Source organism: Inhella crocodyli (genome assembly GCF_004004565.1).
Classification (GTDB): domain Bacteria; phylum Pseudomonadota; class Gammaproteobacteria; order Burkholderiales; family Burkholderiaceae_C; genus Inhella; species Inhella crocodyli.
This window is the reverse complement of record NZ_SACM01000002.1, coordinates 292,356-305,631: the sequence shown is the minus strand read 5'-3', so window position 1 is coordinate 305,631 and position 13,276 is coordinate 292,356. Positions and strand designations below refer to the sequence as shown.

15 protein-coding genes and 1 tRNA gene are annotated in these 13,276 nt (G+C 66.4%); 11 read left to right on the top strand and 5 right to left on the bottom strand.

Features of this window, described 5'->3' with window-relative positions; all coding sequences use genetic code 11:
* Nucleotide 1 precedes the first annotated feature (1 nt).
* Nucleotides 2–922 carry a histone deacetylase family protein gene (locus EOD73_RS09480; protein WP_127682749.1) on the bottom strand — a complete coding sequence of 307 codons (921 nt, stop codon included), beginning with the start codon at nucleotides 920–922 and terminating at the stop codon, nucleotides 2–4.
* Nucleotides 923–965: 43 nt separating this feature from the next.
* Complete coding sequence (locus EOD73_RS09475) at nucleotides 966–2,117, bottom strand: alpha-amylase family glycosyl hydrolase (protein ID WP_127682748.1); 1,152 nt, start codon at nucleotides 2,115–2,117, stop codon at nucleotides 966–968.
* A 344-nt stretch (nucleotides 2,118–2,461) separates the two neighbouring features.
* On the opposite strand from EOD73_RS09475, the gene EOD73_RS09470 reads away from it, so the two are divergent.
* The 8 genes from EOD73_RS09470 to EOD73_RS09435 all read left to right on the top strand — a co-directional run bounded on the left by EOD73_RS09470 (nucleotide 2,462) and on the right by EOD73_RS09435 (nucleotide 9,180).
* Nucleotides 2,462–3,613, top strand: coding sequence for an integrase family protein (locus EOD73_RS09470; protein WP_127682747.1), 1,152 nt, complete (start codon nucleotides 2,462–2,464; stop codon nucleotides 3,611–3,613).
* A 147-nt stretch (nucleotides 3,614–3,760) separates the two neighbouring features.
* A complete protein-coding gene (locus EOD73_RS09465) occupies nucleotides 3,761–4,000 on the top strand; it encodes a hypothetical protein (RefSeq protein WP_127682746.1) in 240 nt (79 codons plus the stop codon).
* A 121-nt stretch (nucleotides 4,001–4,121) separates the two neighbouring features.
* Complete coding sequence (locus EOD73_RS09460; protein WP_127682745.1) at nucleotides 4,122–4,514, top strand: hypothetical protein; 393 nt, start codon at nucleotides 4,122–4,124, stop codon at nucleotides 4,512–4,514.
* Nucleotides 4,515–4,516: 2 nt separating this feature from the next.
* Entirely contained in the window at nucleotides 4,517–6,379 is a 1,863-nt protein-coding gene (locus tag EOD73_RS09455) for a hypothetical protein (protein ID WP_127682744.1), read from the top strand.
* Between the two features lie 273 nt (nucleotides 6,380–6,652).
* On the top strand, nucleotides 6,653–6,919 hold the full coding sequence (locus EOD73_RS09450; protein WP_127682743.1) for a hypothetical protein: 267 nt from the start codon (nucleotides 6,653–6,655) through the stop codon (nucleotides 6,917–6,919).
* A 104-nt stretch (nucleotides 6,920–7,023) separates the two neighbouring features.
* Nucleotides 7,024–7,272: a hypothetical protein gene (locus EOD73_RS09445; protein WP_127682742.1), complete on the top strand. Its 249-nt coding sequence runs from the start codon at nucleotides 7,024–7,026 to the stop codon at nucleotides 7,270–7,272.
* A 97-nt stretch (nucleotides 7,273–7,369) separates the two neighbouring features.
* Entirely contained in the window at nucleotides 7,370–8,014 is a 645-nt protein-coding gene (locus EOD73_RS09440; protein WP_127682741.1) for an HK97 family phage prohead protease, read from the top strand.
* Between the two features lie 11 nt (nucleotides 8,015–8,025).
* Entirely contained in the window at nucleotides 8,026–9,180 is a 1,155-nt protein-coding gene (locus EOD73_RS09435; RefSeq protein WP_127682740.1) for a phage major capsid protein, read from the top strand.
* A gap of 506 nt (nucleotides 9,181–9,686) precedes the next feature.
* Here the strand turns inward: EOD73_RS09435 and EOD73_RS09430 are convergent.
* Nucleotides 9,687–10,154 (bottom strand): hypothetical protein, encoded by a 468-nt coding sequence (locus tag EOD73_RS09430; RefSeq protein WP_127682739.1) that lies wholly within the window; start codon nucleotides 10,152–10,154, stop codon nucleotides 9,687–9,689.
* Between the two features lie 70 nt (nucleotides 10,155–10,224).
* On the opposite strand from EOD73_RS09430, the gene EOD73_RS18005 reads away from it, so the two are divergent.
* From EOD73_RS18005 to EOD73_RS09415, 3 genes are all read left to right on the top strand, one after another.
* Entirely contained in the window at nucleotides 10,225–10,683 is a 459-nt protein-coding gene (locus EOD73_RS18005) for an HNH endonuclease (protein WP_127682738.1), read from the top strand.
* A 76-nt stretch (nucleotides 10,684–10,759) separates the two neighbouring features.
* Nucleotides 10,760–11,491: an HNH endonuclease gene (locus tag EOD73_RS09420; RefSeq protein ID WP_127682737.1), complete on the top strand. Its 732-nt coding sequence runs from the start codon at nucleotides 10,760–10,762 to the stop codon at nucleotides 11,489–11,491.
* 32 nt (nucleotides 11,492–11,523) lie between these two features.
* Nucleotides 11,524–11,997: a PDDEXK-like family protein gene (locus EOD73_RS09415; RefSeq protein ID WP_127682736.1), complete on the top strand. Its 474-nt coding sequence runs from the start codon at nucleotides 11,524–11,526 to the stop codon at nucleotides 11,995–11,997.
* Nucleotides 11,998–12,094: 97 nt separating this feature from the next.
* Here EOD73_RS09415 and EOD73_RS09410 read toward each other — a convergent pair.
* Nucleotides 12,095–12,173: transfer RNA gene (locus EOD73_RS09410), tRNA-Ile, on the bottom strand.
* A gap of 116 nt (nucleotides 12,174–12,289) precedes the next feature.
* On the bottom strand, nucleotides 12,290–13,267 hold the full coding sequence (locus tag EOD73_RS09405) for a hypothetical protein (protein WP_127682735.1): 978 nt from the start codon (nucleotides 13,265–13,267) through the stop codon (nucleotides 12,290–12,292).
* Between the last annotated feature and the right edge of the window lie 9 nt (nucleotides 13,268–13,276).

Sequence of the window (13,276 nt, the reverse complement as noted above, 5' to 3'; positions counted from 1 at the left end):
CCTATTCCACCAGGGGCTTGAGGTGAGCGGCCACGCTGCGCGCCAACGCACTCAGCGCGTAGCCCCCTTCGAGCAAAGACACGATGCGCCCCCGCGCCGAGGCCTGGGCCTGCGCCACGATGAGCTGGGTGACCCAGGCGTAGTCGGCCTCTACCCAACCGAGGTTGCCCATGTCGTCCTCGCGGTGGGCATCGAAGCCGGCGCTGACGACGATCAGTTCCGGCCGGAACGCGGCCAGCGCCGGCTGCCAATGGGCGGCGATCGCTTCGCGCATCGCGCTGCCCCCGCTGCGCGCCGGCAAGGGCGCCAGCACGACGTTGGCCGCCGCCGGCGCCTCGTCGCGGAAGGGGTACAGCCCCTGCTGGTAGCTGGAGCACAGCAGCACGCGCTCGTCGCCGGCCCAGATGTCTTCGCTGCCGTCGCCGTGGTGCACGTCGAAGTCCACCAGCGCCACGCGCTGCAGACCGTGCTGCGTCAGCGCATGCGCCACGGCCACGCTGGCGTTGTTGAAGAAGCAGAAGCCCGCGCCTTGACCGCGCGCCGCGTGGTGGCCGGGCGGACGCACCGCGCAGAAGGCATTGGGCACCTCCCCCCGCATCACCAAGTCCACCGCCAGCACGGCGGCGCCGGCGGCATGGCGGGCGGCCTCCAGCGTGTGCGCGTTCATCGCCGTGTCGGCGTCGACCCGCACGTAGCCGTCGGGTGGCGACAGCGCCGTCAGCGTGTCCACCCACATGCCGGTGTGCACCCGCAGCAGCTGCTCGTGCGTCGCGGCGGGCGCCGTGTAGGGCTGCATGCAGTCCATCAGGCCCTTGATCAGCAGGTGGTCCTGGATGGCCCCCAGGCGCTCGGGGCACTCGGGGTGGTCGGCGCCCATCTCGTGGCGCTCGCAGCTGGGGTGGGTGATGTAGGCGGTCAGCACCGAACCAGTCTAGGCAGCCTGGCTTTCGGCGTGCTGACGCGGGTCAATCCCCGCGCAGAAACAGGCCCGGCTGCCGCGGCGCCACGGCGTGCGGGCCCTCGCCGGTCACGGCATCGCGCCAACCGTCTTGGCCTGCCAGCCAAGCGGACTCGATGTGCCGAGGTGAGTGGGCGGCGTTGAACACCACCAAGGCCTTGTTTTGGCGACAGCGCCAGACCAGCAACTGCCGGCTGGCGTGCACGGTCTCCCAAGCACTGGCCGAGGCCACGCGTCGCACGCGCAGGGCCGCGCGCAGCACCGGATCGTGGCGGTGGTCCATCCACACCAGCGGCACGGCGTCCAGGCGGCAGGTGGTGTGCGCGTGCGCCAACGCCAAGCCATCGCTCGGCAAGGCGAAGCCGCCGTACTGCTCGAGCTCCAAGTCGTGGTTGGTCACGAAGGCCACGCCCTTGCCCGAGGGCAGGGCCGCCTCGGCCGCGTCCAGGCGGTCCAGGGCCGCCCAGTCGCCGTCCGGCCCGAGCGCGTGGGCCAGGCTTTGGTACAGCGGGAAGTCCATCAGGCGCATGGTGCGCAAGAATTCCAACATCACCGGGAAATGCCCGGGCTGCTGGATGTACTCGCCGTACAGGAAGAGGTGCGAGGGCAGCCCGTCCAGCACGGCGTCGAAGTACTCGGGTTCCATGTGCTTGACAGCGTCGAAGCGAAAGCCGTCGGCGCCGCAGTCGATCAGCAAGTCCAGGTAGCGGCGCGCCTCGGCCCGCACGTGCGGATGGGCGGTGTCCAGGTCGGGCATCCCCACCAACCAGCCCTCGCGAATGGACCGCAGGTCGTTGTAGTCGATGGTGCTGCGCGGCCGGAAGTGCTCGGGGCCGAAGCGCGGGTAGCGCAGGGTCTGGGCGTAGGGGCCGCCGGCCATGTGGTTCAGCACCACGTCCACCAGCACCTTGAGCCCCAGCCGGTGCGCCGTTTGGATCAGGCGGCGCAGCGCTGCTTCGTTGCCCAGCGGACCGTCCAAGACCGTGTGGTCCACCGGCTGGTAGCGCCCCCACCAAATGGGGTTGTCGATGCTGCGCTGGGGCGGCGACACCTGGATGCCGGTGAACCCCTCGGCCACCAAGGCCGGCAGCTCGGCCTCGCAGCGGGCAAAGGGCCAGTCGAACAGGTGCACGAAGGCCTCGGGGGACGCAGCGGTCATGGGCTTGCCGGGAAACGGGGGACTGCGACTCTAGGCAGGTAACCGCGTGTACCGCGCACCAACGTGGCGCGGCCACAAAAAACCCGCCGAAAAGGCGGGTGACGGTCGGGAATTTGGTAGGCCGCCCGTGAGTCGAACACGGCACCAACAGATTATGAGTCGCGCCGGTCGTTCGCCCTGCATCGCCCACCTTCGCCTTCTATCGACCTCGTTGACGCCATTTTCTCCTTTGCAATCAACAACTTAGACAACTTCTTTCGCCGCTCTTCAGCGAAACTTCGCCTTGTTCAACCGGCTTGCTTCCAGGGCCGGATTCAGGGTCGAGTTGAGGCACAGGAGAGCACATGGCGAAGCTCACAACGCGAGCAATCGAGGCGGCCAAAGCGCCGGCAAAACTGACCGATGACACGCAGCTTGCCGGAGGTGGGCGGCTGATGCTGATCGTCCGGGCGCGGACCAAGACTTGGGTGCTGCGCACTCAGTCGAACGGGCGTGACTCAACAGCCACCATCGGCCACTACCCGGCACTGTCGCTGGCCGAAGCGCGTAGGCTCGCCCAGGACATGGCCGAGGGTCGCCGCCCTGACGTCCGGCAGAAGGGCGGCACTCTGTGGGAGCTGATGGAGGCCTACACAGCGTCACTTGGCGAGCGGCCGAGCGCGAGGGAAACGCGCAACCTGACGAGGTGGCTGCTCGGCAAAGATCAGAGCCACGCACTTGCGGCCAAGCAGGCCAACTTGGTTGAGTCAGAGGAGCTGGCCGAGCTGTTGCGAGAGAAGGTCTTGGCTGGCAAGACAACGTCGGTCAACAGAGGACGCGCGGCACTGAGCGCTGCCTACAACTTCGGCGCCAGGCATGACCTCGATCCGCGACGCCCTCTGGGCTCGCCGCGCTTCGGGATCAAGATCAACCCGGTCACACTCATTCCGCGCATCGCGGAGTTCGAGCAGCCGCGGGCAGTTGTCATCGAGCCGGAGGCGCTCCAACAGCTCTGGGGCGAACTTCAACGGCTCGGCCCCGTTGGCGCTTTCGGCAGGCTTGCCGTCCTCACCTTGCAGCGCATCGCACAGCTCGCCAGAGCCACCGTTGACGGCGACACGCTGGTCATCATCGACACCAAGGGCCGCGGCGCACGCGAGAAGGTGAACGTATTGCCCATCACCGCAGCCATGCGCGCGGAACTGGATGCTGGTGCACTGGAGCTGCCTGCGGGAGCCGACCGGCTGCGCGATGTTCTTGGTCCGCGCAAGCTGCGCGCAACGGACATTCGCCGCACAGCAGAAACCTTCTTGTCGGAGCTTGGGTACAGCGGCGAGGCACGCGGCTTCTTGCTTAGCCATGGACTGGAGCGGTCAGCCCTTGTCCGCGCGCACTACGACAAGGCGCAGCGTGTGGCGCAGAAAGCGGCCATGCTTGAGACTTGGCGCCTATACGCAACGCGTGGAGTGTTGCCTGCTTCGCCTCCGTTGAGCGAAAATGTCCGAATTGCGGCGTAGTCGGCTCGACTGCGACCAAGACCAAATGCGCTCCGGTTACCGTGGTGATCACGGGGGAAAGCGCGGCCCTGTGCAGACTATCGGCTGAACTGCACGACAGGGTCAGAACTCAGAACTAGGCCTCTCCCTTCTGAGTACTGACCCACCATGCCCACAAACGCGCCCAACCCTTCCGCGTCGCTGAACCCGCTCGGCATCGTTTCCCACGCACAGTGGGCTCACGAGCGCGACCTAAAGCCCAAGACCCTCAACGCGCTTCGCCGCGACCACCCTGACTTGTTTCCGCGCGCGCTGCGCCGGGGCAACAAGTGGTACGCCACGCGTGCCGAGTTCGATGCCTTCATCGATGCGCTCCGGGGCAACACCTCGGCCGCGCAGCACGCATAAAAAAGCCCGGCGCCAGGAGTCAGCGCCGGGCCAAGTCGGGGCGGCAACCCCAACACCGTCAGCCCCAAACTTCCCCGCTGCTGCTCAAGCACGCCGGCTCTCGACCACAACTGGAGCCGTCATGGACCCCTTTCATTACTGGAACAGGCCGCTGCGCGGCGACCCAGAGCGCACCCAGGCGCTCATCAACACCGCCCTTCGCATTGCGAAGGAACTACGCCAGCAGAGGCCATGCGCCCCTCGCCGCCCGGTCGATCTTGCACGCTGGGCGGAACTTGCAACGGTCGCTGCCCGCCACCGTCGAGAGGCCATCTTCAACCACATCGACACAGGCGTGGTGAAGCCTCTCCGCGTGCGCAGGTACTTGGACGCACTGCAAGAAGCAGCGATGTTGGCGGGCTGGCAGGACGAAGCCCTGACCATCGACCGCTGGAACGTGACCGGCACGGACATGCAGACCATCGCCGACGCGCTGTTCATCGATCCGCTGAGCAAGACCGGGGGTGCGCTGTGATCGTGGACCCACTTGACCAACTCGAAGCCGCCTCTTTGCAGAAGCTTCAGGCAGAGCTGGATGCGCAGAACGATGCGATCTCTGCTGCTGCGGAGGCGGTGCTGCAACGCGCTAGATCGCCGCAGCACGAGCAGGCTGTCGCGGAGTTGCTCGGCGCCTTTGACCCAGAGACCGGCGAGCGCCGCAAAGGCATCGATGGCCTACGGGACGGCTACGACCTCGTCCTGACCTCCGGCAATCTGGAGCGGCAAGTCGAGTGGCTGGATCTCTCGCTGGGCCAGGGCCACTACCTCTTCTCGCGTGGGGCGACGCTGGTGCGCGTCGTACCCGCCGAGCAGGCCCGGAGCGACGGCGTGGTGCGAGCCGCGCGGTCGATGATCGCCGTGCAGGCCAGCGTGGCGACGATCCGCACGCTGTTCGGCCAGCAAGCCCAAGGCCTAGATGCCCATGGTCGTTCCAGGCCAGAGCGGTACGCCTTCCTCACCACGTTCGCCATGTACAAGCTGCGCACAGTGCGCGTGGGCCCGAACCGGGAGACTGCTGCCGTGCTGACGGACGCGCCCAAGGAAGCCGCGGCTGCATTCCGTGAGTTGGGGTCGTGGAGGCACGTTCGTCCGCTCCGCGGCATCAGCCGTTGGCCCTTGCTGGCGGCGGACGGAACCCTCAATGCCAAAGAGGGCTATGACTTCCCCACCCGTTACTACATCGCTGACGCCGCTGGCCTGGAGCGCGTGGAGGTGTTGCCACGCGAAGAGCTGCGCCGCCAGGTACTGGCTATGCGCGCCGACGAGCTGAGGGACTTCGCCTTCTCCACAGACGACGACTTTGCTGCCTACCTCGCTGCGTTGCTAACGCCAATGGTGCTGGCCGCTTGTCCTACGCGCCCAGCGTTCATCTTCGATGCGCCGACCGTGGGCTCGGGCAAGACGCTGACCGCGCAGGCCATTGGCACGATCTACAACGGCGAGCCCATCGCGGCCAATCCGCTGAGCACCGACGAGGAAGAGCGGCGCAAGGTTGTGATGTCGCTGCTGCTGGCCGCCGATCCGTTCGTGCTGTTCGACAACGTGAAGAGCACGATTGGCGGCCCGACCTTGGCAGCCCTGGTGACGAGCGAAAAGTTCTCGGATCGCAAGTTGGGCTCGAATGAAACGGCCAGCCTGGACGTGAGCTGCATGGTGCTCATCACCGCCAACAACGCGGCGACGGACATTGACTTTGCGCGGCGGGCCGTGCGTATCAGGCTCGACCCCCAAGTCGAGAACACCATGACTCGGCGCTATGCGTACCCCGATCTGCACCGTACGTTGGCCGAGCGCCGCCCGAAATTGCTGCGCCTCCTGGCGAGCATCTTGGTGTCGTATGCGGCCGTGCCTGCGGCGGAGAGGCCCAAGGGAGTGGTGCCCTTCGCCAGCTACCAGCGATGGGCGGCAGTCGTGCGCGATGCGGTTGTGTGGCTCGGCTTCAACGACTTTGTGGCGCGTGCAGCGCTCGACTTCGAGCAGGCCAACCCAGAGCTGGAGGCTCTGGCCGGGGCGCTGACCGCGCTGCGAGAGAAGTTCGGGGGCTCGTCATTCACTGCCGCCAGTGTTGTGGCCGCCGCCAAGGCCGAGGGAGACGGCTGGCGTTGGGAGGGCAAGTTCGGAGCCGCGGTGCTGGATGCCTTCGGCTACGGGCGTGAGGAGTCACTGACCGCCGTGCAGCTAGGCCGCGCAATGGGACGGCGACGAGACCAGATTGCCGCGGGCATGGTGCTGCGCGTCCTGGCCAAGCCGGGTAGCTCTACGACGTTCCGGGTGGCATCAGTCGGTGCGCCAACCGCCGCAACAGACGAAGAGCGGGAGGCTAGCTGTGAGGGCTTCTGACACCCCATGCCTGCCGCGGTCGCTTGCCCATGAGAGCGACGCGCATATGCGGTCAGCAGCGAGCAAGGAAGCCGCAGCCCTGCAGACCGTAGCAGGGAATTCCCTCGCTGGGATTCTTGGGAATCGCTGGGATTCCTAACCCCCCCGCGGGGACCACTACGAAATCGTTCCTTAGAGCCAGTACAGGAATCCCAGGGAAACCCAGTTATCCCAGCGAGGGAAATCCCGGCCTCCCGCCCGCGGCTCGCAGACCAACCCACCACAGGAAAAGTTATGCCGAACAACCAACCCAACGAAACGCAGGACTCCACAGCGCTGTTCCGGGCCGCCATGCGGATGCTGGAGCAACTGGTCAGCGAGCTACCAGCCCAGAAGCACAAGCAGCTCGCAAGCGCCATCGAGGGCGGCGCCACTGTCCACATGCGGCTCGTGCTGCCCGTGGGCCATGCACTGCCCGATGCGGCGTTCGATCTGCTGCTGCCGGACGGTCAGCGCATCGAGCTGGCGACGGTGAACGTCGAGCCCATGCGGCATCACTGAAGGCCTGGGGGCGGGTGAAAACCCGGCGACCCACAGAAATGGAAACCGAGGGGTCGCCCTTTCTCCATCGCAAACCCGGAACTGCGGCCCACAGGAGCCATCCGATGCCATCGACCACCCTACCCCCTACCCCGCCCAGCGGCAGCGCCCAGGCGGCCCGGCTATCGCACCGCGCGGCCCTCGCGCTGGCGGTGTTCCGCACCCGCAGGCGCAAGCTCACGCCAACCGAGCGCTCTGTGTTGCAGGACGCAGAGGCCGGCGGCTTCGATCTGCTCGCACCGCAGTCCCACTGCTGGCGGCTGACCATGCTGCGCGAGCTGCTGAAGGAAGGCGCGGGAGTGTCCCCTTTGTGAACCGATAACGAAGAGGATTCCGAACGCAGCGAGTTGTTACCGCGGGCCGTGTTCGTGACCGGCGACCGCGAGTGCTCGCGGCATCAACGAGGACACGATGACTACGCACCGCTCTGCACCCCTGCTGGAAGTTCGCGCCGACGCCCAAGGCGTCATCGCCGGCTATGCCAGCACCTTCAACGGCATCGACAGCTACGGCGACACCATCCAGCCCGGTGCCTTTGCGGCATCGCTCGCCAAGGGCCTGCCCGTGATGCTCTGGGCTCACCGCGCCGATGCGCCCATTGGGCGCTGGATCGAAGTCCGAGAAGACTCACGCGGCCTGCGCGTGCAAGGGGAGCTGAACCTACGCACAGCCGCAGGGCGTGACGCCTTCGAGTCGCTGCGCGCAGGCGACCTCAATGGCCTGTCCATTGGGTTCCGCGTGCCCAGCGGCGGCGCCGAACAGCGCGGCGACCTCCGTGTCCTCAAGACCATCGACCTCGCAGAGATCAGCGTCGTGACCATCCCGGCCGATCCCGCTGCCCGCGTCGATTCCATCAAGGCTGCCAGCAAGCCTGCCACTGCGCAGGAGCTGCAACGGGCCTTGCAAGACCTCGGCTACTCGCGCCGCCAAGCCGCAGCCATCGTGCAGAAGGGATTCCCTGCACTAGCCGAAGCCGACGCTGCCGAAGCCGATGAACACCGCGCCGCCGCTGCTCTGGAAGAAGTGCGCGCGGCGCTCGCCACTCTCAAGCTCTGAAAGGTTCCCCAATGTCTCAAGTCACCATCGAAGCCATCGCCGCCGAAGTCAAGGCGCTCGTCACCAAGGTGAACGCATCCCAAGAAGCCAGCCAGGAAGACTTGGCCGAGCTGAAGGAAAAGCTGCTCAAGCTGGAGCGCAAGACTGCGGCCGGCGTCGAAGAGCTGCGCGGCGCCGCCGACCCCCTGGCCGCACTCGCCAAGAAGCTCAAGGACAGCGACGCCATGCGCGATGTGTTCTCGGGCCGCGGCAGCAAAGCCGGCATCGAGTTCAAGGCCGCCGATCTGTTCCAGACCAAGGCCACGATCACCAACCAGTCCACCGGCGCCGACACGCCCATGTCGCAGGCCCAGCGCATCGGCATCGTCGTGCCCACGGCGGTCGATGTGAACCTCGCCATCCTGCAGGCCATCCCGCGCGGCATCGCCACCTCGTCCTCGGTCGAGTGGGTGAAGATGACCGCGGCAAAGCAGCTCGCCGCCTCGCAGTACGGTTCGCCGGATCGTGAGGGCGTGGCGAAGAAGGAGAGCGGGTTCACGTTCTCGCTGCAACGCGCCGATGTGAGCACCATCGCTCACTGGACGCCGGTCAGCCGGCAAGCCATGGACGATGTGAGCGGCCTTGCCGAGTTCCTGCGCGCTGAGCTGTTCGACGGCGTGCGGCGCGAGCTGATCCGACAGATCCTCGTCAGTGATGGCGACGACGCCGAGCTGGAAGGCTTCGCCAAGCCGGGCAACTTCACGACGCTGGCCGATGTGGTGTCGGGCGAAGGGCGCATCGAGCGCATCCGTCGCACCATCGCCAAGCTGCAAGCACTGGGCTACACGCCGGACGCGATCTTCCTGAACCCGCTGGACTGGGCAGACATTGAGCTGCAGAAGTCGGCGGGCGGCAGCGAAGAGTTCTTGGCCGGCGTACCTCGCGGCGTCAATGCCGCCAGCTTGTGGGGCGTGCCGGTGTACGCCCACGAGTACCAGCCCGAAGGCACGCTGACGGTCGGCGCGCTGGCGCAGTCGGCAACGCTATGGATGCGCCAGGAGGCCCAATTGCTGGTGACCGACTCGCACGCCGATTTCTTCGTGAAGAACACGGTGGCGATGCTGGCCGAGGCACGCGCGGCGTTCACCATCGCCCGCCCCAACGCCATCGCCCGCGGCTTGTTCTAAGGCCCTCGTAGGAGCATGAGCGCAGCCACCGCGCCCGGCTTCTACGTCATCGCCCGCGCTTCGGCTTTCGAGCCCGAGGCGCGGGCGATGTTCATTGCTGAATCGAAGAGCGCGCGGCGGCACCTCATCGGTGAGCTGGTCGAGCCTCGCGTGCCGCCCTCACGACGCTCCTGTCGCCAGCCAGAGGCCCAGCCGCTGAGCGCATTGAGCCAGCCGCAGCCCCTCGCAGGCATCCTCGACGAGCCCAGGCGGCGCGCTATTAGCGAGGCCACGGCTCAGACATGGCGCGACCCGCAGATAGCCGCTCGCCGCAAGCGTCGCCACATGGCCGTGGTCGATGGGGTGAGCTACCCCTCGCTCGCCGCGGCACTGAGGGCGCTAGGGGCCAGTACGGCGCTCAGTCGCCAGCTCAGCACAGGCCTACGCCGCAGGCTGCATGCCTCAGGTGGGTGCTGTGAGTTGGAGGGGCATGTGGTGCGACTGGTGGAGCGCAGACAACTTTCTGCTTAGATGGTTCGAGACCGAGTGGCAATCTGAGCGGCGTTCTGCTGGCGCCGTCGTTCGATGCGCTCTGGTGTCTCAAAAGTCTTGCCGCAGACCATGCAACGAAACTGCCCTTCGCCCCAGTCGTTAAGCAGAGACAGGCGGCGGTGCTCGTCGTAACAAGGCTGGCAGTAAGGCAAGTCGGGGTGACCTTCCCCCGCAGGCTTCCAGTAGCAGGGCTGCTGCCACCGCATCACCGCGTGGGTTGTTGCGGCATCTTCCAGTTCGCGGATACGAAGTTGAGCCGACAGCAGTTGCTCCTGCACTGTCGCAGCCTCAATCTTCACATCTGCCAGCGCAGAAATGAGCTCCGCGAGCCTGAACTTGGCCTCCGCTCCTTCGAGGGTAGCGCCGCTGTCCTTGATGGCCTTAGCAATCTCGGTTGCAGTCTTTACGTTGCCAAGGAGTGTTGCGATGGTCGTAATGTCCATTCGTTATTGAAGCACGGAGCGTGTGCCCGAAGAGAATGCCTAAAGAACAACCGATAGGGAGAGCTCCGATATGCAAACGCAGAAGTGCAGCGGCTGCGGAAACGTCTACCCCATGACGCGGGAACACTTTGGCAATACGCCAAACGGGAACTTCCGAACGAAGTGCCGAGCTTGTGTTCGGGCGCACGTTGCGGCTCATAGCGCGGCGAACGTCGGCGCAGCATCCGAGCGAGCGGAGTTGCGCCGCCAGCGGATAGCGGCAGCCGGAGGACGCGGATACACCGACGCCGACGTCGAGCGAATTCGCAATGCGCTTGGCGACCGATGCGCTTACTGTGCCGATGAACTGAACGGCAGCGGACATGTCGACCACAAGACCCCGATCGCCAAAGGTGGCCGCGACGAGCCCGCCAACATCACCCTTGCCTGCGAGAAATGCAACCTCGCCAAGCACGCGAAGGACGTTGAGGAGTTCCTTCGGTGGCGCGCTCAACGAGGCCTGCTGAACCGGCATCCAAGGGTCGTGTAGCTAAGTCAAGCTTGGCAGCCCAACACTGCTGCCCCTGTGATCCGACAAGAACCTGGCAAATGGAGGCGTTGATTCGATGGCTGTAACTCAAGGGCACGGAAATCCGAAGTGGGGGCGCGACGAGGTTCTACTCGCGCTCGACCTGTACCTCACCCTCGGCGACACCATTCCGGGGCCGAGTGACAACCGCGTTGTGGCACTGTCGGAAGAGCTTCGAAAGCTTCCGATCCATGCGGACGCCAAGAAGAATGATCGCTTCCGGAATGCAGCCGGGGTCGCCTTCAAATTGCAGAACATCCACCAAGTGGCGACTGGCAAGGGCTTGGACAACTTCTCCTCAACAGACAAGGCCGTTTGGGAGGACTTCGGTCATAAGCCCGATTTGGTGCGGCAACTAGCAACTCAAATCAGAGCGCAGGCCGGCGATGCCTCCGTGGCGGCCGAAGCGGCGACCGCGGAGGACGACGAAGAGTTCTCCGAGGGACGCGTCCTAACGGCGGCACACAAGGTCCGCGAGCGCAGTCCAGCTCTCAGGCGGAAGGTCCTGAAGGCTCGGCGCGCGATCGGACCACTCGTATGCGAATGCTGCGCCCGGCCGCCACTCACCGCTGATGCCTCGATCGCGGAAGCCGAGTTTGAGTGCCATCACAAGCTGCCGCTGTCGCAAACCAACGCGACGAAGACGAAAGCCAGCGATGTGGCGCTACTGTGCGCGAGCTGTCACCGACTCATCCACCGACTCATGCAGACGCGGCGTGGATGGGCGTCGGTCGAGGACTTGCGAGCGGCACTGTGCCAGGCAACTTGACGAAGGGAGCACTCAACTTGCCCGCTGAAGCTATGGACCCTTCTGCATCTGAGACGCCGAGGAAAGCGCGGCGCCAAGACACGAGCCTTGAGTCAGAAGGCGCCGAGTTCCTTGTGCTCGGCAACCTGCTGGTCGAGGGAATCGTCGCGCACAAGACGTACACGAACAACCCAGGCTACGACCTCGTGGCGATCGACCCGGAGCGCGGCACCTCAGCCCGAATCCAGGTGAAGAGCCGCTGGCGCACAGGCGCCGAGGGCTTCATCATCAAAAACTTCGACACCGATTTCGTCGTGGTCGCACTGTTGAATCGGGGATCTAAGGACGGCAAACGGGAGATTGCTCCCCCCGAGTTCTACGTCCTTCCGGCGGAAGAGGTGCGAGCAGCCTCAGCGGCGTACCAAAACGCTTGGGGCAAGCTGCCCCTTGGCCGCATCCCAGGCTTCAAGGATCGGTTGAGCGATTGGGGCGCCATTCGCGCCTTCCTACAGCGAGAAGCCCGCTAGCGCAGGGTCGCCCCGCGCATACAGGGTCGCCTACAGGGTCGATCGCTGAAGTGGAAACGCCGAAAGAGACGTAAGTCCTTGTCGCTGTGAGTGATTTTGGTAGGCCGCCCGTGAGTCGAACACGGCACCAACAGATTATGAGTCTGCTGCTCTAACCAAGCATGAGCTAGCGGCCCGGGGGCGCCTATTGTCAGGGCAGCGGCGCCCCCCGCCCGCGCAAGGGCCCCAACGGGCGCCGTCCCGCCTGGCGCCAGTCCGGCGTCGTGCCGCGGGTGGCGGCGGTCGACCTCGCTCAGTCGGCCAGCGAAGGGAGCAAGGTGTTGGCCAAGTCGTTGCGCGAGATGCGGGCCGGCAGGCGCCCGTCGGCGCTTCCGGCGGCGAACACAAAGGGGGCGTCCACCAACTCCACCCAGCGCAGGCCCGGCCGCGTTGCCTCCATCAAGGCCCGCAGGGCTTGAACCCCGGCCTGCTCCAAGGGGTAGCCACAAACCACGGTGCTGGGCACCCCATCGCGCAGCGCGTCCTCGGCCTGGCCCAGGCTGGCCACGCAGTCGCCCCGCAGGCCCGCGCCGCGCAGCAACGCCGCGGCCACGCTGCGCGTGCGGTCGTCGGGATCGATCACGAGCACGCGGTCCTGCGTCGTCCAATGGCGCCGCGGCAACGCATCGTCCGCGTCCGCGTCCGCGGGCGCCGGAGCGTCCGGGCTGCCCAGGCGCAGGCGGAGTGCCCACTCGCCCTCGCGCAGCCGCGGCCGGTCCAAGGGCCATTGCAGGGCCCGGGCCAGCCATTGCAGCAGTTGCCCGTGCACCTCGGCGCTGTCCGGGGGGCTGCCGGGGCCCCGCAAGGTCAGGGCGGGGGGCCCCTCGGGCTCGGCGCTCACCTGCAAGGTCAGCGCGCTGCCCGCCGCCAAGCCGTGCGCCACCATCAGGTCCAACGCGTGTTGCAGTTGGGCCGCTTGCCCGTTCACCGCGACGGCCTCGCCTTCGACGGTCAGGCGCAGCCCCCGCCGCGCCAGCTCCGGCAACCACTGGCGGCGCACGGCCTGCGCGGCCTCCAGCAAGGGCAGCGACTCGTCGTCGGGTCGGGCGCTGGCGCCCAGGGCGTGCACCAGGGTTTGCAGCTCCAAGCCCAAGGACTCCCAGCGTTGAAGCTCGGCCCGCGCAAGGTCGGACAGGCCGCGCTCCTGCATGAGGCGCTGAGCGCTGACGCTCAAGTCCTCACCGAGCCGACCGAGCACGGTGGGGGGCAATTGGGTCCAAGGGGTGAGCATGAGCGTCTC